The organism is Pseudomonas sp. CH235 (assembly GCF_004368175.1).
Lineage (GTDB): Bacteria > Pseudomonadota > Gammaproteobacteria > Pseudomonadales > Pseudomonadaceae > Aquipseudomonas > Aquipseudomonas paraglycinae.
Map to the genome: position 1 here is coordinate 98,083 of NZ_RRZJ01000003.1, position 25,114 is coordinate 123,196.

General features: G+C 63.1%; 16 protein-coding genes. 7 read left to right on the plus strand and 9 right to left on the minus strand.

Annotated elements, in window-relative coordinates:
• Positions 1–555: 555 nt before the first annotated feature.
• The gene (locus EIY71_RS04410) at positions 556–915 is read left to right on the plus strand and encodes a DUF6124 family protein (protein ID WP_134020646.1); all 360 of its coding nucleotides are present in this window, start codon (positions 556–558) and stop codon (positions 913–915) included.
• 106 nt (positions 916–1,021) lie between these two features.
• Here the strand turns inward: EIY71_RS04410 and EIY71_RS04415 are convergent, their stop codons facing one another.
• From EIY71_RS04415 to inhA, 5 genes are all read right to left on the minus strand, one after another.
• Positions 1,022–1,441, minus strand: coding sequence for a type II toxin-antitoxin system YafO family toxin (locus EIY71_RS04415; RefSeq protein WP_039770062.1), 420 nt, complete (start codon positions 1,439–1,441; stop codon positions 1,022–1,024).
• A 6-nt stretch (positions 1,442–1,447) separates the two neighbouring features.
• Entirely contained in the window at positions 1,448–1,594 is a 147-nt protein-coding gene (locus EIY71_RS28530; protein WP_165369536.1) for a hypothetical protein, read from the minus strand.
• Between the two features lie 208 nt (positions 1,595–1,802).
• A complete protein-coding gene (locus tag EIY71_RS04420; RefSeq protein WP_064594745.1) occupies positions 1,803–3,368 on the minus strand; it encodes a PAS domain-containing methyl-accepting chemotaxis protein in 1,566 nt (521 codons plus the stop codon).
• Between the two features lie 102 nt (positions 3,369–3,470).
• Positions 3,471–4,262 carry a CPBP family intramembrane glutamic endopeptidase gene (locus EIY71_RS04425; RefSeq protein ID WP_085609004.1) on the minus strand — a complete coding sequence of 264 codons (792 nt, stop codon included), beginning with the start codon at positions 4,260–4,262 and terminating at the stop codon, positions 3,471–3,473.
• A gap of 242 nt (positions 4,263–4,504) precedes the next feature.
• Positions 4,505–5,191, minus strand: a complete 687-nt coding sequence (inhA, locus tag EIY71_RS04430) for an isonitrile hydratase (protein ID WP_134020649.1) — start codon at positions 5,189–5,191, stop codon at positions 4,505–4,507.
• A 90-nt stretch (positions 5,192–5,281) separates the two neighbouring features.
• Between inhA and EIY71_RS04435 the strand changes: the two genes are divergently transcribed.
• Complete coding sequence (locus tag EIY71_RS04435; RefSeq protein ID WP_102717698.1) at positions 5,282–6,265, plus strand: GlxA family transcriptional regulator; 984 nt, start codon at positions 5,282–5,284, stop codon at positions 6,263–6,265.
• On the opposite strand, the gene EIY71_RS04440 is transcribed toward EIY71_RS04435, so the two are convergent.
• The 4 genes from EIY71_RS04440 to EIY71_RS04455 form a co-directional block, all read right to left on the minus strand.
• Positions 6,234–7,133 (minus strand): alpha/beta fold hydrolase, encoded by a 900-nt coding sequence (locus EIY71_RS04440; protein ID WP_134020652.1) that lies wholly within the window; start codon positions 7,131–7,133, stop codon positions 6,234–6,236. The two genes, EIY71_RS04435 and EIY71_RS04440, sit on opposite strands and share 32 nt — an antisense overlap.
• 11 nt (positions 7,134–7,144) lie before the next feature.
• Positions 7,145–7,534 (minus strand): hypothetical protein, encoded by a 390-nt coding sequence (locus tag EIY71_RS04445; RefSeq protein WP_085747873.1) that lies wholly within the window; start codon positions 7,532–7,534, stop codon positions 7,145–7,147.
• A 308-nt stretch (positions 7,535–7,842) separates the two neighbouring features.
• Positions 7,843–9,672, minus strand: a complete 1,830-nt coding sequence (locus EIY71_RS04450) for a glycoside hydrolase family 15 protein (RefSeq protein WP_134020654.1) — start codon at positions 9,670–9,672, stop codon at positions 7,843–7,845.
• Positions 9,665–10,465 carry a glucose 1-dehydrogenase gene (locus EIY71_RS04455; RefSeq protein WP_134020657.1) on the minus strand — a complete coding sequence of 267 codons (801 nt, stop codon included), beginning with the start codon at positions 10,463–10,465 and terminating at the stop codon, positions 9,665–9,667. The genes EIY71_RS04450 and EIY71_RS04455 overlap by 8 nt, the downstream gene beginning before the upstream one ends.
• A gap of 208 nt (positions 10,466–10,673) precedes the next feature.
• Between EIY71_RS04455 and EIY71_RS04460 the strand changes: the two genes are divergently transcribed.
• From EIY71_RS04460 to EIY71_RS04480, 5 genes are all read left to right on the plus strand, one after another.
• The gene (locus EIY71_RS04460) at positions 10,674–11,846 is read left to right on the plus strand and encodes an MFS transporter (RefSeq protein ID WP_085747871.1); all 1,173 of its coding nucleotides are present in this window, start codon (positions 10,674–10,676) and stop codon (positions 11,844–11,846) included.
• A gap of 71 nt (positions 11,847–11,917) precedes the next feature.
• Positions 11,918–12,658 carry a thioesterase II family protein gene (locus EIY71_RS04465; protein WP_039770083.1) on the plus strand — a complete coding sequence of 247 codons (741 nt, stop codon included), beginning with the start codon at positions 11,918–11,920 and terminating at the stop codon, positions 12,656–12,658.
• A gap of 39 nt (positions 12,659–12,697) precedes the next feature.
• Positions 12,698–13,681: a TauD/TfdA family dioxygenase gene (locus EIY71_RS04470; protein ID WP_085747869.1), complete on the plus strand. Its 984-nt coding sequence runs from the start codon at positions 12,698–12,700 to the stop codon at positions 13,679–13,681.
• A gap of 187 nt (positions 13,682–13,868) precedes the next feature.
• The gene (locus EIY71_RS04475; protein WP_134020659.1) at positions 13,869–17,270 is read left to right on the plus strand and encodes a non-ribosomal peptide synthetase; all 3,402 of its coding nucleotides are present in this window, start codon (positions 13,869–13,871) and stop codon (positions 17,268–17,270) included.
• Positions 17,267–25,102: a non-ribosomal peptide synthetase gene (locus EIY71_RS04480; protein WP_134020662.1), complete on the plus strand. Its 7,836-nt coding sequence runs from the start codon at positions 17,267–17,269 to the stop codon at positions 25,100–25,102. Before EIY71_RS04475 ends, EIY71_RS04480 begins: the two co-directional genes overlap by 4 nt.
• Positions 25,103–25,114 lie beyond the last annotated feature (12 nt).

Consider the following 25,114-nt stretch of genomic DNA (forward strand, 5'->3'; position numbering starts at 1 on the left):
TGTTGAGTGGTTAGAAGCGGGATGTTTGCTTTTTAAGGCCAGAGTTCACCTCGGTATTTCACGTCGGCGTACCTCGTCCAAACACCTCGGTCAGTCCCCTCTCCCTCGGGGAGAGGGCTAGGGTGAGGGGAAGGTTTCACTGACACACCACCAAAACTGAAAGCTCCCCCAGCCCGGCATTTCCAGCGCATAAACACGATCGCGTAACCACGTTTAAAGTACACGAACCGTTACGCCATAAGGGCTACGACACCTTGCGTCGTTGCCTACGCCTACGCCAGAATCCGCCGGCTTACGCAGCTTGGAGAGGGCTATATCGTTTCCCTGTCACTGAAAAGTGGCTGGGTTTGGTAGCCCGATTCGAGTTGTGGTTATTGCGACACCTTCAATGCTGTCTCTTTTTGAGGTGCAGCTTTGTATGGTGGGCATGCGTGGGGCTCATTCGTGAGCGCCGGATTTCCCAATTCGACCGGTCTACCAACCCGCGCATGGCCGCCACCCGCCGTTTGGTAGCGAGGGTGATGGCTCTCATTTTTTCGAATTGGAGTTTTATCCATGTTCAAAGCCACACCCAATCCACCAGTAACCGATCCAACCTCCAACGACCCCGAGCTCGAGTCCAAAAAGACAAAAGAATCCGCCGATCGCGCACTCGACTATTACCTCGGCCCCGAAATCCCGAAGTACTTCCCGCCCAAGTCCCGCCCCATCTACATGGTCGACCCCACACTCGATGACGAAACACTGCTCGTCGAAGCCAGTGAATCACTGTCGTCCGCCAATGCCATGGCCGGCAATATCGCCAACTTGGTAAAAGGCCCGGAGCGCAAGCCGCTGCTGGCGCTGCAACAACTGATCATGTTGAACGAGTTGCTGGTGAATCGACTGCTGGACAGGCTGCGCTTGCCGCAGTAACCGCGTGTAACGCCAAATCAAAAACAAAAAACCGGATAGCTCTCACTATCCGGTTTTTTGTTATCACCCACTCAATACATTTTCCGAGAACTGGCCAGCCAGTTAATCAAAAGTCGTCGAGGTCCAGATAGATGACTTTTCCCACGACCCATGGCTCAACAATCTCGTAATGCACCGTTCGCAGAAATGAACCCCACTCACTCCGGTTATGGGCATCCGGGCCTGTGATTGTCAGCAAAAGGTATTCATCCCGGAAAGCATCGTAGGCGTAGATAAGCCAGAAGTCGTTGTCAGGATCGTCAACCAGGGCAGTTCGATAATACTGGCGGTCTATTTTTGCCCACCGCGCCTGGGTCGCTTGGGTACTGGCCAGGTGGATGTGATGCATATCGCTGAGGTCGAGTCGTTCGTCTCGCCCAAAAATAGCGGGCAGTTCACCGCACACTTTGTAGTTATAAAAATGAGCGGCGAAGTTTTTCCAGTTGTTGATTTGTTCGAAAAGCGCAGAGATTTTGACTGCTGGCATCTATGGCTACTTTGTTATGGGTAGCTTGCCAGTGATCACATATTTATCGAACGCTTTCTGCCCATCACGCGCGGCTTGCCGGACATCAAGAAAAGTCAGTTCATCGCGAATGACTTTTTTAACCGGCTTGTCGATCTTTCTGGTGGTGGCCATCGGAGCCTCCAAAGGAGATGTATTCATACTGACCAGCTTAAGGGATTGGATTTCTACCGGCAAACGATAGAACCGACCCCAAAGGTGCACCAGTCAGCGGATTCTGGCGTGCTTGTAGGGCATAGCGCCCCTATGTGTAGTCACGCCGTAAGCCACAATAAAAAACCCGGAAGCTCTCGCTATCCGGGTTTTTTCTATTGCAGAACAATCAGCGGTTAAACCGCTCCACCAACGAATACTGCGTATTAGCCGTCTTCGTCAGCTCTTCACTCAGCAACGCCGAGTTATGCGCCTGTTCCGAGGTCTGGTCCGCCAGTTCCGAGATGTTGCTGATGTTGCGGCTGATTTCTTCAGCCACGGCACTTTGCTCTTCGGTCGCGGCGGCGATCTGGGTGGTCATGTCGGTGATGTTGGCCACCGCTTCGCTGATGCCGACCAAGGCCTGGTCCGCTTCCAGAACCCGCGCTACACCTTCTTCCGCCTGGCGATGCCCGGCTTCCATGGTTTGTACGGCGCTGGACGCAGTCTGTTGCAACTTGGCGATCAGGGCGTGGATCTGGCCGGTGGATTCGCTGGTGCGTTGTGCCAGTTGGCGGACTTCGTCGGCGACTACGGCAAAACCACGGCCCATTTCGCCGGCACGCGCTGCTTCGATCGCGGCGTTGAGTGCGAGCAGGTTGGTCTGATCGGCAATGCCTTTGATCACGTCGACCACGCCGCCGATTTCGTCGCTGTCCTTGGCCAGTTGGGTGACGGTCAGGCCGGTTTCACCGACGACGACCGACAGACGCTGGATGGCTTCGCGGGTTTCCCCGGCGATGTCGCGGCCGCGGCCGGTCAGACGATTGGCTTCCTGGGTGGCGTCGGCGGTGCGCTGGACGTGGCTCGCCACTTCCTGGGTGGTGGCGGCCATCTGGTTGACGGCGGTGGCGACCTGTTCGGTTTCCACGCGCTGACGTTCCAGACCGCTGGAGCTGTTGTGCGCCAGGGCGTCGGACTGTTTGGCCTGATCGGTCAGGTGCTCGGCGGTGTCCTGCAGACGGGTCAGGCAGGTTTTCAGGCGCGCTTCCTGGCTGAGGATCGACATTTCCAGACGCGCCTGGGCGCCACGGCTGTCGGTGTACATCTGCGCGATCAACGGGTCGGAGGTGGTCTGCTCGGCCAGACGCAGCAGGCGCTTGAGCCCGCGTTGTTGCCATTGCAGGCCCAGCAGGCCCAGCGGCACCGACAGACCGGCGGCGAGGGCGAAGCCCCACTGCGAGTTCAGGGTGGCGCCGATCATGAAGCTCAACTGGCTGACCAGAATGAACGGCAGCCAGTCCTGCACAATCGGCAGCCACTTGTCGCTCGAAGGAATCGCCGACTTGCCCTGGTTGATGCGTTGGTAGAGCGCTTCGGCACGGCGGATCTGTTCGGCGGTGGGTTTGACCCGCACCGACTCGTAACCGACCACCTGATTGCCGTCGAACACCGGCGTTACATAGGCGTTCACCCAGTAGTGATCACCGGTCTTGCAGCGATTCTTGACAATGCCCATCCATGGCAAGCCTTGTTTCAGTGTGCCCCACATGTGCGAAAACACCGCCGCCGGCACGTCAGGGTGACGAACCAGGTTGTGCGGCGCACGGATCAGTTCCTCACGCGAAAACCCGCTGATTTCGACGAAAGCGTCGTTGCAGTAGGTGATCACGCCCTTGGCGTCGGTTGTGGAAATCAACCGTTGCTGAGCCGGGAAAGTCCGTTCGCGTTGTGTAATGGGCTGGTTGTTACGCATGGTTTTTCAATCCGCAAGGCTTTGAAAGGTTGTCGGCGGGGTCGGCCATTTATTGAAATTTTTTTTCATTTATAAGTACGGCGTCGCAAAACGGCCCTTGCTTCAACCCGCGAGCATCGGATAGGTGAACAGGCCGAAATGCAGCAGGTTCAGGCCAAAATGCGTGGCGATCGCCGCACCGAGCCCGCCAAAACGGTAGGCCAGACCATAGCCGACACCCGCCAGGCTCGCCAGCAACACCCATTGCCAGCCAGCGCCCACATGCACCAGGCCGAACAGCAGGGACGCCAGCAGCAGCGCGAGGTTTTCGCCGTAGGGCAGGTGTTTGAAACGTCGGCTCAGGCCGCCCTGGATATAGCCGCGAAACAGCGCCTCTTCGACCAGCGTCACCAGCAGCAGATTGTTCAGCACCCACAGCCACGCCTGATCCGGCCATTTCGGCGCCCAGGTGATCATGCCCAGCAACACCGCACCGCCGAGCGCCAGAATCACACTCAACGTCAGTGCCAGCGCGGTGGCGTAAACCGTCAGGCGCAACGAACGACGCGCGACGATCCACGGGCAGACCAGCAGCAGCCAGAAGCCAATCAGCGGTTTGTCGAGATTCAGGTACATCGAGAACGGCACGGCGTTGTCGGTGAAGCGCTGCGGTTCGATGGCCCGGCCGTTGTAGAAACCCGGCAGCCAGTGCAGGGCCAGCGCCAGGGCCAACACGATAAACAGGCCATGGCCGAGATAACGCCCGACCGGCACGGTTTGCTGGCGCACGGCATAACCGGCGAAAACCAGCAGTGCAATGGAGATCAGCGCCAGCCAGCCGAGCTGGCCGAAACTCAGCGCCAATCCGTAACCAAGGCTGAGAAGCCCGAGATAGAGCCATGGCAGAGCTGTCATGGAAAGTCCTTGTGCACGATTTGTGGACAGGCTTTCTACACGGGTGGGGGCGAGGGGACAAGTGAAGGTGTGGCGAGAAACCGGGACAACTCGCAAACCTGTGGCTGACACTGAGACCTGTGAGAGATCTGTGGGAGCTGGCTTGCCAGCGATGGCGTCTGCACAGTCGACATCTTCATTGACTGACTCACCGCTATCGCTGGCAAGCCAGCTCCCACAAGTTCTCGGGTGTGGCTGAAATGTCAGCGCAGGTTGAGCTTTGCCGCCGCGCGCTCGGTGATTTCCGTGCGCAACTTCAGCGAAGGCGCCGCACGCTTGCGCGCTTCATCGACAACAGCACTCGGCGCCGTGTCCGGGCTGCCCGAATCAAACGGCGGCGCCGGCGCATATTCCAGCTGCAACTGCACCAGTTGTGCCGTATCGACTCCCACCAGTTCCTGCGCCAGGGTCAGAGCAAAATCGATCCCGGCCGTAATGCCGCCCCCGGTAAACAGATTGCCGTCGCGCACCACCCGATCCTTCACCGGGATCGCACCCAGTGTCGGCAGCAGATCGTGATAGGCCCAGTGCGTGGTCGCCCGCTTACCTTGCAACAGACCCGCCGCGCCGAGCACCAGCGAACCGGTGCACACCGACGTCACGTACCGCGCCTGCGCCGCTTGCGATTTGATGAACGCCAGCGTCTGCTCATCCTCCATCAACGGCCCGACGCCCGCACCGCCGGGAACGCAAATCACATCCAGATCCGGGCAGTCCTCGAAGGTGGTCGTCGGTTTCAGCACCAGCCCGGTGCTGGCGGTGACCGGCACCAGATCCTTCCAGATCAGGTGCACCTGCACGTCCGGCAATGAGGCCAGCACGTCGTACGGGCCGGTCAGGTCGAGTTGCTGCACTTGGGGAAACAACAGAAAACCGATCTGCAACGCCATGGTTCTTCTCCGTGAAAAGGGGGGTAGACGGCTTTACTGTAGGCGCGTAGGTTTTGGCGCATACGCCAATCAGCCCACGAATTACGCCAAATGCCGAAAACCATCCACGTCCTCGCGTTCGCCAATGTGCAATTGCTCGATGTCACCGGGCCGTTGCAGGTCTTCGCCTCGGCCAACGACATCGCCCGCCAGCAGGGTTTGCCTGCGCCGTACGCGCCAACGGTGATTGCCAGCGGTGGCGGGGCGGTGAACTCGTCCGCCGGGTTGGCGATGTTGGCCGAGCCGCTGCCGCCGCAGCCCAGCGATACGCTGATCATCGCCGGCGGCTGGGGCGTCTACGCCGCTGCCGAAGACGCCGAATTGGTGAGTTGGGTGCGTGAGCACGCCAACGGATGCCGGCGCGTGGCCTCGGTCTGCACCGGCGCCTTTCTTCTGGCTGCCAGCGGCTGGCTCGACGGCCGGCGAGTCGTCACCCACTGGACCCGCTGCGAACAACTGGCGCAGCAACACCCACGCTTGCAGGTCGAGCCCAATCCGATCTTCATCAACGACGGCCCGGTCTGGACCTCGGCGGGCGTCACCGCCGGCATCGACCTGGCGCTGGCCATGGTCGAAGACGATCTCGGCCGCGACATGGCCCTGGACGTCGCCCGGCAACTGGTGGTGTTCCTCAAACGCCCGGGCGGGCAGTCGCAATTCAGCGTGACGCTGTCGCTGCAAAAACAGGGCAACCGCTTCGATGATCTGCACGCGTGGATCGCCGAACACCTGACCTGCGACTTGGGCATCCCGACCCTCGCGGAACAGGCCGGCATGAGCGAACGCAGCTTCGTGCGCCACTACCGCGCCGACACCGGCCAGACCCCGGCCCGGGCCATCGAACTGATCCGCGTCGAAACCGCCCGCCGATTGCTGAGCGACACCGGATTGCCGATCAAACGGGTGGCGGCGAATTGTGGATTTGGCAGTGAAGAAACCTTGAGACGCAGTTTCCTGCGGGCCATGGGTGTGACGCCGCAGGCTTATCGGGAGCGGTTTTCGGTCAGCGCTGGAGCAGATCCAGTAATGCCTTGAGCGTTTCGCCCGGCGCTTCCTCGGGAATGTTATGCCCGACACCCGCCAGCACCCGCCGCTCGTAAATCCCGGTGAAGTGGTGGGCATCTTCATCGTCTTCCGGCGCCGGGCCAACGCCATCATCCGCACCGCACAGCGAAATCGTCGGCACGCCGATCGCCGGTTGTTTCTCCAGCGCCTGCTCCATCCACTCCAGCGCCGGATCGCCCGGCGCATACATGAAGCGATGGCGATAAGAGTGAATCACCACCTCGACGAAGTCCGGGTTATCGAACGCCGGCGCGCTCAGCGGATAACGCTCGGCGTTCCGCGCCCAGGTCGGTGACCACAACTGCCAGAGCAACTCGCACAGCGCCCGCCGGTTTTGCGTCAGCCCTTCAACGCCACGGGGCGTATGGAAGTAGTACTGATACCAGTAGCGATGCTCGCTCTGCGGATCCAGCGGCTGGATCGAATTCGGAATGTCTTGCAGGTTATAGCCATCGCCCGTCACCAACCCGCGCACGCGCTCGGGATACAACGCCGCCACAATGCACGCCGCCCGACCGCCCCAGTCGTAACCGCACAATGTCGCTTGTTCGATCCCCAGTGCATCCATCAGATCCAGCAGATCCTGCGCCAGCGCCGCTTGCTGGCCGGAACGCGGCGTGTCCGGGCTGTTGAAACGGGTCGGTCCGTAGCCGCGCAGGTACGGCACGATTACCCGATAACCCTTGGCGGCTAGGGGCGGGGCGATTTCGTCGTAGGCGCGGGGGGAGTAGGGGAAGCCGTGGAGCAGGATGACCGGTGTGCCGTTTTCCGGGCCGTGATGCTCATAGGCGATGGTCAGGCTTGGAGTTTGGCTGAATCGGATTTCGGCACGGGTCATGGAAAGTCTCCTTACACCTCGGCTTCCGCCACCTGATTGAAATACTTGCTCCGATCCGGCGTAAACGTCACCACCATTTTCGTCCGCGAGCAGGTCATGACGCGCTCGGCACCCAGGTCAATATCCAGATCTTCCCCGCGCAGACCCTGCCACTGGGCAAGGTATTTCAGCGATCCGTATTTTTCATTCTTCTTCAGGCTGCGACTGACCCCGCCTTTCCAGCCCAGTACCGGCAGTTCATCGGCACTGCAGCGTTGGGCGAGGTCGGGGAAACGGGCGGCGCGCTGGCGGCCGATTTCCCAGCATTTGATCAGGCCCTTGTCGGCGGCTTCCCACAGTTCGTCGCGCTTGAGGCCGGTGCGCAGTGGGGTATCGATCTGGCGGTGGATGCGTTGGCTCATTCTGGTTCCTTGAATCGGGTTTTTATTGGACAGCTCCGCTGTGCCCGTTGCGGTGGATGGTAGGGGGCGATGTAACAGCTGGCAACAAGGTATTTCGGGGTGTAAGTGTGAGTTGCGGGCCAAGCGTTACACGGGGTTGGCAGGTTTCTGTAGGCCGTGCCATCAACAAGTTGTATCGAAAGGAATCGATTGTGTGGGCCAGCCCTTCAACCGCAAGGCTCGGGGGTGTTTGCCGTTCGTAGGTAGCCATCCTACAAACGGCGATTGGAGTTGGGATCTTTCTTACAGACTCTGGCGAAGAAGGATGACTACGGCTGCCAGTAATTCTTCTCCCCACTCAACTTGCGATCCAGAAAACTCGCCGCGCTGATCAGCGCCAGATGCGTCAATGCCTGTGGCGTGTTGCCCAGATGCCGGCCTCGGTTGTCGAACTCTTCCGCGTACAACCCCAGCGGATTGGCGTAGCGCAGCAATTGTTCGAATTCCAGGTGGGCCTTTTCTACTTGCCCGGCGCGGGCCAGACATTCCACGTACCAGAATGAACACGCGGCGAAGGCGCCTTCGGTGCCGGACAATCCGTCGATACCCGCATCGTCATTGCGATAGCGATAAACCATGCCGTCACGCACCAAGTGTTTTTCGATGGCTTCCAGCGTCGCCAGCCATTTCGGATCCTTGGCGCTGACGAACCTCACCAACGGCATCAGCAACATCGAGCCGTCCAGCGCCGTGCCGCCCTGGTACTGCACGAAATGCCCGCGCTCTTCGTTCCAGAAGTTGTCCCAGATGTCGGCATGAATCGCCTGACGGGTCTGGTCCCAGCGGGCGAAGGGCGCCGGCAGCGAGCGTTTCGAGGCCAGGCGGATGGCCCGGTCCAGCGCCACCCAGCACATCAGTCGCGAGTGCAGGAAGTGATGTTGCTCACCGCGCATTTCCCAGATGCCTACGTCCTTGGTCTGCCAGGTCTCACAGACCTGATCGACCACTTCCATCACGTGTTGCCAGCCTTCGTGGGAAATCGCGTCGCCGTATTTGTTGACCAGATAAACGGCGTCCATCAGTTCGCCGAAGATATCCAGTTGAATCTGGTCGTAGGCGCCATTGCCGATGCGCACCGGTTTTGCACCGCCATGGCCGGACAAATGCGTGAGTTCGGTTTCCGGCAGTTCCTGGCGGCCGTCGATCGCATAGAGGATGTTCAGCTTCATCGACGACTGGCCGCTGCAATCGCTGACCCGCCCGCGCAGCCAGCGCATGTAGGCATTGGCTTCGTCGACAAAGCCCAGGCGCATGAAAGCGTAAACGGTGAACGAGGCGTCGCGGATCCAGGTGTAGCGGTAGTCCCAGTTGCGTTCGCCGCCGGGTGTTTCCGGCAGGCCGAAGGTGGCGGCAGCGAGAATTGCGCCGTGCTGGCGTGAGGTCAGCAACTTCAGAGCGAGGGCCGAGCGGTTGACCATTTCCCGCCAGCGACCGCGATAGTTGGACTGGCCGATCCAGTCGCGCCAGAACTTCAGCGTGCGTTCGATGCACAGCTGCGCGGCGCCTTCGGCAAAGCGCGGATCGTCGCTGGCGCCGAGCATGAACGCCGCCGTTTGATCCTGTTTGAGGGTGAATTGCGCAGCCGCCGCATTGTTATCGACGTTCAGGGTTTGATCCGAGGCCAGGCGCAGCGTCGGCTGCCCGCTGGCGCTGAACAGCACATCCTGTTTATCGATGACGGCGCGGGTCTCAGCGCGGGCGTAGTCATGCCGCACCGCGCAGCGCAGATGAAACGTCGCCTGCCCGCTGACCATCCGCACTCGGCGCATCAACAGCGGCAAGGCATCGTCGTTGTCGCCAATCGGCAGCAGGTCGGTGATTTCCACCACGGCGTGATCGCTGAGCCAGCGGGTTTGCAGGACGTTGGTGTCCGGCAGGTAAATCTGCTCGCGTCGGGCATCGGGCAGATCCGGAGCCAACTGGAAAATCCCCGCGTCGGGGGTATCGAGCAGCGAACAGAAGATCGACGGACTGTCGAACTCCGGCCAGCAGAAAAAATCCACGCTGCCCTTGTCATTGACCAGCGCCGCGCTGCGCATGTCGCCAATGATGCCGTGGGCGTCGATGGGGCTTTGTCGTTCGGATTGATGCTCAGCCATTGCCACGGAACTCCGGATAGAGGCTCATGCCGCCGTCGATGAACAGGGTGGTGCCGACGATGTAGTCGGAGGCGTCGGAGGCGAGAAACACCACCGCGTTGGCCACGTCCTCGACATCGCCGATGCGCCCGTAGGGGATGAGTTTGAGCAGGTCCTTTGCGGCGTCGCCTTCGGTGGCGTCCTTATTGATGGCCGTGCGGATCGCCCCCGGTGCGATGCCGTTGATGCGGATTCGCTGGTGGCTGACTTCCTGGGCCAGGGTCTGCATCAACTGATCGACGCCGCCCTTGGACGCTGCGTAGTTAACGTGCCCGGCCCAGGGAATATGCTGGTGCACCGAGCTCATGTGGATGATCTTGCCGGCGGCTCGCGACACGCCTTCGCGCACGCCCTGGCGATTGAAGATCCGCAGCGCGGCGCGGGCGCAGAGGAACTGGCCGGTGAGGTTGACGCCGATCACTGCGTTCCAGTCGGCCAGCGACATATCCACAGCCGCCGCGTCTTTTTGCAGGCCGGAATTGGCCACCAGAATGTCCAGCGTGCCGAAGGTGTCGAGGGTCTGCTGGAACAGCCGCTCCACGTCTTCCTCCTTCGAAACGTCGGCGCCGATGGCGATGGCCTGACCACCGTCGGCGACGATCTGCCGGGCCAGCGCTTCGGCGGGTTCGGCCTGACGGTTGTAGTTGATGACCACGGCGGCACCGGCGGCGGCCAGGGCTTTGGCAGCGCCGTGGCCGATGCCGGAGCTGGCGCCGGTGACCAGTGCCACTTGGCGGGCGAGGGAAATCTGCATGCAGGGTCGCGCCTTGGGTTGAGAGCTTATTTAGCTGACTGATGGGCGGCGGCGAGAGTTCATCCGCGTACATGAAATCATCGACAGGTTTATGCGGCAGCGATTGGCCCTGCGTGCGTTGGGGACTTCACATTCCACCAACAATTCCTTGCTTCCCCGGCCGTCAGGCTTTGTGGCAACTTGGCCGCCCCTGATGAGGCTGCATCCGATGGCAAACCCTTACCGCGAACTGTTCAACGCCCCCGGCGCCCGGGCTTTTGTGATTGCCGCGATGATCGCGCGCATGCCGATTTCCATGACCGGCATCGGCGTGATCACCATGCTTTCGCAATTGACCGGCGGCTATGCGTTGGCGGGTGGGGTGGCGGCGACGTTTGCGTTGGCCACGGCGTTTTGCGCGCCGCAGGTGTCACGACTGGTGGACCGCTTTGGTCAGGGGCGGGTGCTGCCGGTGGCGGCGCTGATCGGCGGGGGCGCGCTGCTGATGTTGCTGCTGTGCACCCGCTTGCAGGCGCCGACCTGGACACTGTTTGTCTGCGCAGCACTGGCCGGTTGCATGCCGAGCATGTCGGCGATGGCGCGGGCGCGCTGGACCGAAATCTATCGCGGCCAGCCGCAGTTGCAGACCGCTTATGCGCTGGAGTCGGTGCTCGACGAAGTCTGCTTTATCGTCGGCCCGCCGCTGTCGGTAGGCTTGTGCGTCGGTGTGTTTCCCGAGGCCGGACCGCTGGCGGCACTGTTGATGCTGGCCATCGGCGTCACGGCATTCGTCGCCCAGCGCAGCACCGAGCCGCCGGTACATCCGCACGAATCAGAGCATAAAGGCTCGATCATTCGTTCGACCGACGTGCAATGGCTGCTGGCGTTGATGCTCGCCATGGGCGTGATTGTCGGCGTGGTGGATGTGGTCAGCGTCGCGTTCGCCCAGCAGCAGGGTCAGCCGGCGGCGGCCAGCATCGTGCTCTCGGTGTACGCCATCGGTTCCTGTCTGGCCGGTATCGCCTTCGGTGCGATGCGCTCGAAGCTGCCGTTGCCGCGGCTGTTTCTCTACGGCGGTCTGGCGACAGCGGTGACCACGCTGCCGTTGCTGCTGGCGACCAACATCTTCGGGTTGGCCGTCGCGGTGTTCATCGCCGGCCTGTTCTTCTCCCCGACCCTGATCGTGGCGATGGCGCTGATCGAGCGCATCGTGCCGCCGGCCAAACTCACCGAAGGCCTGACCTGGCTGGTGACCGGTCTGAGCATCGGCGTGGCCATCGGCGCTGCCGGTTCCGGCGCGCTGGTGGACGCATTCGGTGCGCGCAGCGGCTTCTGGCTGGCGATTGCCGCCGGGGCGGTGGTGCTGGGCTCGGCGGTGCAGAGTTTCCGTCATTTGAAGTGATCGTCACCCGGACTAATTCCCGTCGTGCCTCATCCGTTCTCTTTTACAGATAACCCATTGAGGTAAACGCGGTGACAAAGCTGACACTGCTGTGCCTGCCCTATTCGGGCGCCAGCGCCATGGTCTACAGCCGCTGGCGGCGCCAGCTGCCGTCGTGGATGCAACTGCAACCGGTGGAGTTGCCCGGACGCGGCGCGCGCTACGACGAACCCCTGCAAATCGACATGCGGGCCCTGGCCCGGCAACTGGCTCGCGAGCATAAACCTTCGCTGCAGGCGCCCTATGCGCTGTTCGGGCATAGCCTGGGTGCGCTGCTCGCGTGCGAGCTGGCCCACGCCTTTCGCGATCTTGGTGCGCCCGAGCCGGTGGCGCTGTTCGCCTCCGGCACCGCCGCCCCGAGCATGCGCAGCGATTACGATCGTGGTTTTTCCGAGCCGCGCAGCGACGAAGAGCTGATCGAACAGCTGCGCACTTTTCAGGGCACCAGCGAAGAAGTACTGGCCAATCAGGAGCTGATGAGCCTGACGCTGCCGGTCCTGCGCGCCGATTTCATGATGTGCGGACGCTTCACGCCGATCGAGCGGCCACTGCTCAATTGCCCGGTGCATGTGCTGGGCGGCAAGGAAGACCGGGCGACCACCGAACAGTTGATCGGCTGGAGCAAAGAGACGCTGGGCAGTTTCTCGGTGGACATGATGACCGGCGGGCACTTTTTCATTCATGAGCATGAAGCCCGGGTCATCCGCACGCTCAAGAATCACCTGGAAGCCCATCACCGGCGCCATGCGCTGTCGGCGGCACCGGCGCTGTAAAGCGCGGTTCACCAATCGAGTGTTTTGAGGAGGCCAGTCATGGCTGTTGCTGAGGGATTTTCCGTCCGTCCGTTGTTGCCGCATCGCGGTCGCCTGCCGCTGCTGGTGGAGGCGAGCGACGCCGATACCGACTTGCTGGCGGTGTTCGACGAATTGAAAGAGCTGGTCGATAAGCATCTGCTGCAAGACGGCGGTTTGCTGTTTCGTGGATTCCGGCTGGAGGGCGCGGAGCGCTTTCGCGAGTTTGCGGCGAGCTTCGGCCATCCGCTGCTGAACTATGAGTTCGGCTCCACGCCACGGACCAACGTGACCCAGGGGGTGTACACCTCCACCGAATACCCGGCGCACCAGAGTATTCCGCTGCACAACGAGCAGGCCTACTCCCGGGACTGGCCGATGAAGATCTGGTTCTACAGCATGATCGCGGCCAGGTCCGGTGGCGAAACGCCGATTGCCGACAGTCGCGAAGTGTATCGCCGGATTCCGGTGGCGATCCGCGAGCGCTTCGTCAGCAAGGGTCTGATGTATGTGCGCAACTTCGGCAACGGCCTGGATGTGGCCTGGGAAGATGTGTTCAACACCGAAGACCAGGCCGAGGTCGAGGCCTACTGCCAGGCCCACGGCATTGTCTGCGAATGGAAGGACGACGGCGAACTGCGTACCCGCCAGACCTGCCAGGCAGTGGCCCGGCATCCGGTCACCGGGGACATGGTCTGGTTCAATCAGGCGCACCTGTTCCACATCTCCAACCTGCAACCGGAGGTGCGCGAGAGCCTGCTGGACATCGTCGATGAAGAGGACCTGCCGCGTAACGTCTACTACGGTGACGGTTCGCCCATCGAGGATGAAGTGTTGAGCCAGATTCGGGCGGTGCTCGACGAATGTGCCATCAGCTTCCCGTGGCAGGAAGGCGATGTGCTGATGCTAGACAACATGTTGTCGGCCCATGCCCGCTCGCCGTTCGAAGGCCCGCGCAAGGTGATCGTGGCCATGGCCGAAGGTCACTCCCAGGACGCACTCTGACCCGTCGCAGCAGGTGAGCGGGTGGTTGTCGAAGCCGGTCGAGAGCCGGCTTCGGCGTTTGTGCGTCAGTCCCGGCGACCGTCGGCCGGGGAATGTCCGGCCCCGCTAAATCATGGCGTTTGTCATTCGTTCTTGTTGATACGACCGGGCCTCCTGGTCACGCCGCCGATCAGCAAGGACCCAATGCATGAATGCCGCAGACGCACAGAAACTCGCCCGCCGCTTTATCGAATTGCCTCAGGACAAACGTCGTTTGTTCCTCGCCGGCATGGCCCGTGAAGGGATCAATTTTGCGCAGCTGCCCATGACCGCCTGCATCGGGGCCGCCGAGCGTGACGGCTTGTCCTATGCCCAGCAGCGGATGTGGTTTCTCTGGCAGATGGATCCGCAAAGCGCCGCCTACAACCTGCCAATGGCCGTGCGCCTGAGCGGTGAGTTGCAGCCCGAGGCGCTGGAGCAGGCGTTCAGCCTGCTGGCGGCGCGGCATGAGTGCCTGCGCACCACGTTCGGTCAGGAGGGCGAACAAGCCTTCCAGAAAGTCGCCGAACCGCAGCCCGTCAAGTTGACCCTCACTGACCTGAGCGCGTTGCCCGAGGATCAGCGCTGGCCGCTGGCCCGGCAGCACATGATGGCGGAGGCCACGCAAGCCTTCGATCTGGAAAACGGGCCTTTGCTGAGCCTGCGTCTGCTGCGGCTGGACGCGCAGGAACACGTGCTGTTGCTGACGTTGCACCACATCATCGCCGACGGCTGGTCGATGAACATTCTCATCGATGAATTCATGCGCACCTACGATGCGCTGGTGGCCGGGCGCGAGCCACAATTGCCGGCGATCACCGTGCACTACCGCGACTATGCGCTATGGCAACGCAGCTGGCTGGAAGCGGGCGAGCGCGAGCGGCAGCTCGACTACTGGCGCGCGCAACTGGGCGACGAACATCCGGTGCTTGAACTGCCGACCGACCGCGCGTACCCGGCCCAGGCCAGTCACCGTGGAGCGCGTCTGGAAACGGTCATCGACGCCGGCCTGCGCCAGGATCTGAAGAATCTCGCGCAACGTCAGGGCGTGACCCTGTTCGTGGTTCTGCTGGCGGCGTTCAAGACCTTGCTGCATCGCTACAGCGGCCAGACCGACATTCGCGTCGGCGGCCTGATCGCCAACCGTACCCGCAGCGAAACCGAAGGCTTGATCGGCTTCTTCGTCAATACGCAGATCCTGCGCAGCGTGGTCACCGCCAACAGCCGTTTCGCCGATCTGTTGCAGAGCCTGCGCCAGTCCGCGGCCGGCGCGCAGTCCCATCAGGATCTGCCGTTCGATGCCTTGATCGAAGCCCTGCAACCGGCCCGCAGTCAGAGCCATAACCCACTGTTCCAGGTGATGTTCAACCATCAGCCGCTGGTGACCGATTTGCAGCAGGCGCAGTTGGCGTCCGGCTTGCGGGTCGGTTACCTGACCGAGGAACAACTGACCGGCAGCGGCCGCGAACATGCGGCCACCAGCGATCTGATGCTCGACACCCGTGAAGAGGGCGAGCAACTGTTCGCCGCGTTCACCTACGCCACCGATATTTTCGACGAGTCCACCATCGCCGCGCTGGCCGGGCACTGGCGTAATGTGCTGGTGTCGGTCTGCCGTGACCCGCAGCAGTTGATCGGCAACATTCGGATGCTGGACGTCGCCGAGCAGCAGGGCTTGATCCAGATCGCCGAAACGAGCCCGCGACTGGCCAGCTTTCAGACCCTGTTCGAAGCGCAAGTGGCCCGTACCCCCGAGGCACCGGCGGTGATTCTGGCGAGCGAGCCGTCACCCTCGATCAGCTATGCCGAACTGAACCGGCGCAGCAATCGCCTGGCCCATCAACTGCGCGCCCGGGGTGTCGGCCCGGACGTGCTGGTCGGCGTGGCACTGGGGCGTTCGCTGGAACTGGCCGTCGCCTTGCTGGCCGTGCTCAAGGCCGGCGGCGCCTATGTGCCGCTGGATCCGCAGACGCCGGGCGAGCGCCTGCGCCATGTGCTCGACGACAGTGGGCTGAAACTGTTGCTGACCGACCGTCAGACGCTGGCCGCTCTGCCGGCTCTCGACGGTGTGCAAAGCCTGTGCCTGGACACGCTGCCGGATGATGGCGCCAGCGACAATCTGCCGGTGACGGTCGAGCCGCAGAACCTGGCCTACGTAATCTATACCTCCGGCTCGACCGGTCGGCCCAAGGGCGTGGCGATCAGTCATGCCGCGCTGAGCGAGTTCATCGAGCGCGCCATCGACTACAGCGACCTGCGCGAAGGCGACCGGGTCTTGCAGTTCGCGACCAGCAGCTTTGACGGGTTCGTCGAGCAGTTTTTCCCGCCGCTCTGTCACGGTGCGAGCGTGGTGCTGCGCGACGCGCGTCTGTGGGACAGCGCGACATTGCATCAGGTGATCCTCGAGCACGGCATTACCCTGGCCGACTTGCCGGCGGCGTACTGGTACTGGCTGGTGCAGGAATATGCCGCCAATCCTCCAGCGCATTTCGGTGCGCTGCGCCAGATTCACGTGGGCGGAGAGGCGATGGCGGTGGACGGCCTGCGCCTGTGGCAGCAGGCCGGGTTGGGTCATGTACGCCTGCTCAATACCTACGGGCCGACCGAGGCCACCGTGGTGTCGACGATCCACGACTGCTCGGCACTGACCCCTGACGCCGTGTCGTGGCGCGGCATTCCGATTGGTCAGGGTCTGGCCGCACGTCGCCTGTACGTGCTGGACGATGATTTGAACCTGCTGCCGCAAGGCGCGGTGGGCGAGTTGTACATCGGTGGCCCGGGCCTGGCGCGCGGCTACCACCGACAACCGACCCTGAGCGCCGAGCGTTTCATAGCCGACCCGTTTGCCAGCGGCGAGCGCCTGTACCGCACCGGCGACCGCGCACGTTTGCGCGCCGATGGCGCGGTGGAATACGTCGGTCGCGTGGACCATCAAGTAAAGATCCGCGGTTTCCGTATCGAGCTGGGTGAAATCGAATCGCGCCTGCAGCAATGCCCGGGCATCCGCGAGGCCGTGGTGCTGGCCTTGTCGCTGAACGGCAGCCTGCAACTGGTGGCATATCTGGTGGCCGATCAGGACGTGCTCGACGGGGTCGCCGGTCAGTCGGCGTTCCGTCAGCAGGTCAGGGCTTCGCTGCAGGCCAGGCTGCCGGACTACATGGTGCCGGGCCATCTGCTGCTGTTGGCGGAGTTGCCGCTGACGCCGAGCGGCAAGCTTGATCGCAAGGCCTTGCCGGCGCCGGACATGGATCAATTGCAGGTCGACTACCGCGCCCCGCAATCGGACATCGAACAAGCCCTGGCGCATATCTGGGCGGATGTGCTGCAAGTGCCGCGCGTCGGTCTGGACGATCACTTCTTCGAGCTGGGCGGCCATTCGCTGCTGGCGGCGCAAGTGATCGGCCGGATCAAGAAACAGCTGAACGTGGTGTTGCCGCTGCGCAACCTGTTCGAAAAGCCGCTGCTCGGTGAACTGGCCCAGGCAGTGGCGCAGTTGGCCGACGGTGCAGCGGATAACGACTGGTCCGACATGGACCTGTTCATGAATGAATTGGAAGGAGAAGAAGTATGAGCGGCACCATGGCGGAGCGTATCGCTAAAAGATTCGTCGGCTTGCCGCTTGAGCAGCGTCGGCTGTTTCTGGCCAAGCTGCGCGAAGAGGGCAAGGATTTCAGCCTGCTGCCGCTGCCGGTCAGTCGTCACGACTGCGCGCAGATCCCGCTGTCGTTCGCCCAGCAGCGTTTGCTGTTTCTCTGGCAGCTCGAACCACAGAGCGCCGCGTACAACATGGCCGCCGGCCTGCGCCTGAAAGGGCGGCTGGACGAAGCGGCGTTGACCCGCTCGTTCGATCACCTGCTGGCGCGCCATGAAGTGCTGCGCACGGTGTTCCGCGCCGACGGCGACCAGCCGCATCAAGTGATCCTCGAACCGCAGGGCGTTGCGCTGGAACGCATCGACTTGAACGGTGTTGCCGCGCAAGAACGCGAGCAGACGCTGGCCGAGCACGTGCAGAAGGTGACGGCGCAGCCGTTCGATCTGCGCCACGGCCCGTTGCTGCGCGCCAGTCTGTTTTGCCTGGCGGACGATGAGTTCGTGCTGGTGGTGAGCATGCACCACATCGTCTCCGACGGCTGGTCGATGGACGTGATGGTCAAGGAATTCGTGCAGTGCTATCAGGCGTTCAGCCTGCAGCGCGAACCGCAGTTGCCGGCGCTGGCCTTGCAATACGCCGACTACGCCATCTGGCAGCGGCGCTGGCTGGAAGCCGGCGAGGGCGAGCGTCAACTCGATTACTGGCGTCAGCAACTGGGTGAGGAACATCCGCTGCTGGAGGTCGCCCCGGACTTCGCCCGGCCGCTGACCCAGAGTTTTGAAGGCCAGACTTTGAGCTTCGATTTTGGCGCGGATCTGTCACGTCAGCTCAACGGGTTCGCCCGTGCTCAAGGCATCAGTCTGTTCATGCTGGTGCTCGCAGGGTTCTCGCTGTTCCTCTCGCGTCAGGCCGGAGAGCGTGACATCCGCGTCGGCGTGCCCAACGCCAACCGCAGTCGCGCCGAGGTCGAAGGGCTGATCGGCTTCTTCGTCAATACGCAGGTGCTGCGCTGCGAGGTGGATGAGCGAGGCAGTTTCGAGGATCTGCTGGCGCGGGTGCGCGAGGCGTCATTCGGCGCGCAGGCCCATCAGGAGCTGCCGTTCGAGCAACTGGTGGACGAGTTGGTCGCCGAGCGTACGTTGGGGCACAACCCGTTGTTCCAGGCCAAGTTCAACCAGAACGTCGGCATGCAGAAGCAGCGCTCGATGGCGTTGCCGGGCCTGACCGTGGCGGAGTATCCGCTGGACAAGGACGGCACGCACTTCGATCTGGCGCTGGACATCACCGACGACGGCACGTTGATCCACGGGCAGATGACCTACGCCAGCGACCTCTATCGACACGCAACCGTCGAAGGTTTTGTCTCGGCCTTGCTCGGTCTGTTCGGTGCGCTGCTGAAAGCGCCGCAAGCGCCGCTGCACACCGTGGCGACGGCATTGCCGAGCGCGCTCGCGGCACCGCGTGAACCGGCACAGTCGATGTTGCAGCACTGGGAGCGCGAAGTCGCGCGCCAGCCGCAAGCGCTGGCCGCGCGGGATCTGAACGGCGGCTTGAGCTTTGAGGCGCTGGATCAGGCTGCCAATCGCCTCGCGCATCATCTGCTGGCCCAAGGCGCGGTTGCCGGTCAACCGGTGGCGGTGCTGATGGAGCGCTCGCTCGACTGGCTGACGTGCGTGCTGGCGATCATCAAGGCTGGGGCGGTGTACATGCCGCTGGACGTCAAGGCCCCGACCGCGCGCTTGCAGCAGATGCTCGGCGCCGCGATGGCTCGGGCAGTGCTGTGTGCCGAGGGGGATTCGCGGGTTTCGGAACTGGCGGTCGCCGGTTGTCAGGGGCTGGCGTTCGATGCACAGCAATGGCAACAGCAGCCGGTGACGGCCCCGGCCTGTGAGTTGTCGGCGCAGTCGCCGGCCTATGTGATTCACACCTCCGGTTCCACCGGTCAACCCAAGGGCGTGCTGGTCAGCCACGGTGCGTTGGCCAGTTACGTGCGCGGGGTGCTGGAGCGTCTCGATCCGGCGCCGGACACCAGCATGGCGCTGGTCTCCACCATCGCGGCGGACCTGGGTTTCACCGTGCTGTTCGGTGCGCTGTGCTCGGGCCGGTTGCTGCATGTATTGCCGGAAGAGCTGGGCTTCGATCCGGATCGCTTCGCCGAGTACATGGCCGGGCACCGGGTGGGCATGCTGAAAATCGTTCCGGGACATCTGGCGGCCTTGTTGCAGGCGTCGCGTGCAGCCGATGTGCTGCCGGAGCAGGCGCTGATTGTCGGCGGCGAAGCGTGTTCGCCGGCGCTGGTGGAGCGTGTGCGTCAGCTCAAGCCGGGTTGCCGGGTCATCAACCACTACGGCCCGAGCGAAACCACCGTCGGTGTACTGGCCCACGAAGTCGGTTCGCTGGAACCGGGGGCTCGCAGTGTGCCGGTCGGCACGCCATTGGCCGGGGCCCATGTGTATGTGCTTGACGATGTACTCAACAGCGTGGCCGATCAGGTTGCGGGCGAGCTGTACATCGGCGGCGACAGTGTTGCCCTCGGTTACCTTGGGCAGCCGGGGCTGACGGCCGAGCGCTTCGTTCCCGATCCGTTCGGGCCGGCCGGTGCGCGGGTCTATCGCAGTGGCGACCGGGTGCGTCGCAATCGCCAGCAGGCGGTGGAGTTCATCGGGCGCGCGGACGATCAGGTCAAGGTGCGCGGGTATCGGGTAGAACCGGCGGAAGTCGCCCGGGTGCTGCTCGGCCTGGACGGTGTCAGCGAAGCGGCGGTACTCGCGTTGGCGCTGGATGACGACCCGGCACGCCTGCAATTGGTGGCCTGGTGCGTGCCGGCGGCAGATGCAGCGCTGAAGGCGGAAACACTGCGCGAGCAACTGCAAGCCCGTCTGCCGGATTACATGGTGCCGGCGCAGGTTGTCCTGCTGGAGCAATTGCCGCTGACCGCCAACGGCAAACTGGACAAGCGCGCCTTGCCGGTGCCGGGCGTGGTGACGCAGCGCTTCGTCGCGCCGGTGGGCGAGGTCGAGGAAAAACTCGCGGCGATCTGGGCCGATGTGCTCAAGCTCGAGCGTGTGGGCAGCACCGACAATTTCTTCGAACTGGGCGGTGACTCGATCCTCAGCCTGCAAATCATTGCCCGGGCCAAGCGCCAGGGCATCAAGCTCAGCCCCAAGCAATTGTTCGAGAAGCAGACTGTCGGCCAGTTGGCGGCGGTGGCTAAACTGATCGAAGCCAAGCCCATGGCGACAGCGCCGCAGAAGGTTGGCGGACAGCTGGCACTGTTGCCGATTCAGGCGCGATTCTTCGAAACGCCGATTGCCCGGCGAGAGCACTGGAACCAGTCGGTGATGCTGCAACCGCAGGCGCCGCTTGATGCCAGCCATCTGCAGGCCGCGCTGGCGGCACTGATCGAGCAGCATGATGCACTGGCCTTGAATTTCCAGGCGTCGGGCGATGTGTGGCAGGCAACCTTCCAGACGCAACGCGACCCGGAGCTGCTGTGGGTGCGCGAGCTGGACAGCCTGGATCAACTGACGGCGCTGGCGGATCTGGCTCAGCGCAGTCTGGATCTGCAACAGGGGCGACTGCTGCGGGCGGTGCTGGCGAATCTGCCCGGCGGTGAACAGCGCCTGTTGCTGGTGATCCATCACCTGGTGGTCGATGGCGTGTCCTGGCGCGTCCTGCTGGAAGACTTGCAGCTCGGTTACACCGCACTGGCCTCGGGCAAGCCGCTGGTGTTGCCGGGCAAGAGCAGTTCGCTGCAGAGCTGGGCCGAGCATCTGCACCGTTATGCCCAAAGCGAAACACTGGGCCGCGAGCGCGAGTATTGGCAGGCGACCCTGAGTGCCGATGACGTGGAGTTACCACGGGACTTTGCACAGGACGTGCAGACTCAGGAGCAGGCGCAACGCGTCAGTTCGCGCCTGAGCCAGGCACTGACCCACAAGTTGCTCAAGGTTGCTCCGGCCGCGTATCGCACGCAGATCAACGATCTGCTGCTCACGGCGCTGGCGCGGGTGCTGTGTGACTGGAGCCGACAGCCGTCGGTGCTGATCCAGCTTGAGGGCCATGGTCGCGAAGACCTGTTCGAGGAACTCGATCTGAGTCGTACGGTGGGCTGGTTCAGCAGCCTGTTCCCGGTGCGTCTGACACCGCAGGCAGGGCCGGGCGAATCGTTGTGCGCGATCAAGGAGCAACTGCGCGCCGTGCCGGGCAAAGGCATCGGTTACGGCGTGCTGCGCTACCTGACCGGTGCCGCCGAGCTGCGTTCGCTGGCCCCGCCACGGGTGACCTTCAACTATCTCGGCCAGTTCGACGGCGACTTCAGTGCCGCCGAGGGCGCCCTGTTCGTGCCGTCCGGCGAAAGCACCGGGGCCAATCAGGACGCCACGGCACCGTTGGGCAACTGGTTGAGCATTGACGGTCAGGTGTATGGCGGCGAGCTGGAACTGACCTGGACATTCGGTTCGGGCATGTACCGTACCGACACGGTGCAGGCACTGGCCGAGGCTTATCGCCTGGAGCTGGAACGGCTGATCGAGCACTGCTGCGACAGCGGCGAGGCCGGCGTCACGCCGTCCGATTTCAGTCTGGTGAGCCTGACGCAGGCGCAACTTTCGGCACTGCCGATTCCGGCCCGGGAGATCACCGATCTGTACCCGCTGTCGCCGATGCAGCAAGGCATTCTGTTCCACAGCCTCAACGACCCCGACAGCCCGGCTTACACCAACCAGCTGCGGGTCGACGTGCAACATCTGGAGGCCGAGCGTTTCCGTCAGGCCTGGCAGCAGACCCTCGACGCCCACGACATTCTGCGTACCGCGTTTGTCTGGCCGAGCGACGCCGCTGCAGCGGTGCAAGTGGTTCGCCAGAGCGTGCAAATGCCGTGGAGCGTGCAGGACTGGCGGGGTCGAACCGACCTCGACACTGCGCTGGAACAACTGGCCGGCGATGATCTGGCCAACGGTTTCGAGCTGACGGGCGCGCCGCTGTTGCGGGTTTCGCTGGTGCGTACCGATGATTCGACGCATCACCTGATCTACACCTGCCATCACATCCTGATGGATGGCTGGAGTACCTCGCAGTTGTTCGGTGAAGTGCTGCAGCGTTATGCGGGCCTGACTCCGGTTGCTGCCCAGGGACGTTATCGCGACTACATCGAATGGCTGGGTCAGCGCGATCAGCCGGCGAGCCGGGAGTTCTGGAAGCACGCGCTGGCCGAGCTCGAAGAGCCGACGCGTCTGGCCAGTGCCGTGCCGACGCAGCCGTCCGGCGTCAGCGGTTATGCCGATCACCAGCACGTGTTCAGCGAACAGCTGACGGCGGACCTGAACCGTTTCGCCCGGGAGCAGAAAGTCACCCTCAACACCCTGGTGCAAGCGGCGTGGCTGGTGCTGTTGCAGCGTTACACCGGTCAGGACAGCGTGGCCTTCGGCGCTACGGTGGCCGGACGTCCGACCGATCTGCCCGGCGTTGAGCAGCAGATCGGCCTGTTCATCAACACCTTGCCGGTCGTGGCGGCGCCGTCCGCCGAGATGCCGGTCGAGCGCTGGTTGCAACACGTGCAGGGCCTCAACCTGGCGCTGCGCGAGCATGAGCACACGCCGCTCTACGAGATTCAGCGCTGGGCCGGACTCGGTGCGGGAGCGCTGTTCGACAGCATTCTGGTGTTCGAGAACTACCCGATGGCCGAAGCCCTGCAACAGGGGCCGGATACCGGTCTGGTGTTCTCGGCGATCCGCCGTCAGGAGCAGACCAACTACCCGCTGACGCTGGTGGCGGTCACCGGTCGCGAGCTGAGCCTGGGCGTCAGTTACGATCAGGCCCTGTTCGGTGCTGCGACGATCGTCGGCCTGAGTCGTCAGCTCGAAAGTCTGTTGAGCCAGTTCCTCGGCAACGCCACGCAACCGTTGGGCACCTTGCAATTGCTCGACGAGCCGCAGCGCAAGCAAGCGATCGACTGGGGCAAGGCCGGCGTCACGGCGACCGATTCGCGCACGGTGCTCGAGTTCATCGAGTCCCGCGTTGCACTGCGACCGGATGCAGCGGCGGTGATCTACGCCGAACAGCAGATCGACTATCGCCACCTCGACCTGCGGGCCAATCGTCTGGCGCACAAACTGCAAGCGCTGGGCGTGGGGCCGGAGGTGCGGGTCGGTGTGTGCATGCGCCGTACCCCGGACATGCTGGTCGCGCTGTTGGCAATTCTCAAGGCCGGTGGCGCCTATGTGCCGCTGGACCCGGATTACCCGCAGGAACGTCTGCTGCACATGCTCGACGACAGCCGCGCCGCGGTATTGCTGACCGAGCCGGCAGCGCAGGCGATGCTGCCTGACGCGTTGAGCGCTCAGGTGGTGCTGGTGGAGGAGGGCGAGCAATCGCTGGCCGGGTATCCGACCACTGCGCCGGTGGCCGGGATCACCGGGCAAAACCTGGCTTATGTCATTTACACCTCGGGTTCCACCGGCAAGCCCAAGGGTGTGGCCATCAGTCACGCCAACCTCACTGCGCTGATCCAGTGGTCGCAAGGGGTGTACCGCGAGGAGCAACTGCGCGGTGTGCTGGCGTCGACTTCGATCTGCTTCGACCTGTCGGTCTGGGAGATCTTTGTCACCCTGGCCAGCGGTGGCTGCATGGTGCTGGCGGACAACGCGCTGGCCCTGGCGGAGTTGCCGGCCCGCGAGCGGGTCACGCTGATCAACACGGTGCCGTCGGCGATTGCCGCGCTGCAACGGGCCGGGCAGATTCCATCGTCGGTCGCGACCATCAATCTGGCCGGCGAGCCGCTGAAACAGAGCCTGGTAGACACGCTGTACGCGACCCCATCGGTCAGGCAGGTCTACGACCTGTACGGTCCATCGGAAGACACCACGTATTCGACGTTTACCCTGCGCACCGCGCATGGTCAGGCGAACATCGGCCGGCCGCTGGACAACACCGTGGCGTACCTGCTCGACACGCAGCTCAATGGCTTGCCGGCCGGTGTGGCGGCCGAGTTGTACCTGGGCGGCGCCGGCGTGACCCGGGGCTATCTGATGCGCCCGGGGCTGACCGCCGAACGCTTCGTGCCCAACCCGTATGCCGGCAACGGCGAGCGGCTTTACCGCACCGGCGACCTGGTGCGCCAGGGCGCGGATGACAATATCGAGTACCTGGGGCGCGCCGACCATCAGGTGAAGATCCGTGGTTTCCGTATCGAGCTGAGCGAGGTCGAAGCGCGCCTGCTGGAGCAGGACGAGGTGCGCGAAGCGGTGGTGCTGGCGCAGGACGGCGCGGCGGGCAAGCACCTGCACGGCTACGTCGTGGCGGCGCAACCGGCGACCGACCCGGCGGCGCTGACCGAGCGCCTGCGCGCCGCATTGGCCAGTCGTTTGCCGGCGCACATGGTGCCGGGGCATCTGCATGTGATCGAGGCGGTGCCGCTGACCCCGAACGGCAAGCTCGACCGCAAGGCGCTGATGGCATTGGGCGACAGCCCGACGCAGCAGCAGTACGAAGCGCCGCAGACCGACTTGCAATGGGAGGTGGCGACGGTCTGGCAGGAAGTGCTGGAAGTCGAGCGCGTGGGCCTGGCGGACAACTTCTTCCAGCTCGGCGGCCATTCGTTGCTGGCGACGCTGGTGGTGACCCGGATCAAGGAGCGGCTGGGCGACAAGGTGCCACTCAAGGAGCTGTTCGAAGCCGATACGCTGAAAGCGTTCTGCAACCGGATCGAGGCGCTGCGCGTCGAAATGTCGCCCGTTCAGGATGAATTGGCTAAATCCCTGGAGGCCCTCAAACGTCTATCCCTCGATGATCTGGAAAAACTGATTTCTTGAGAGGGAAAAACG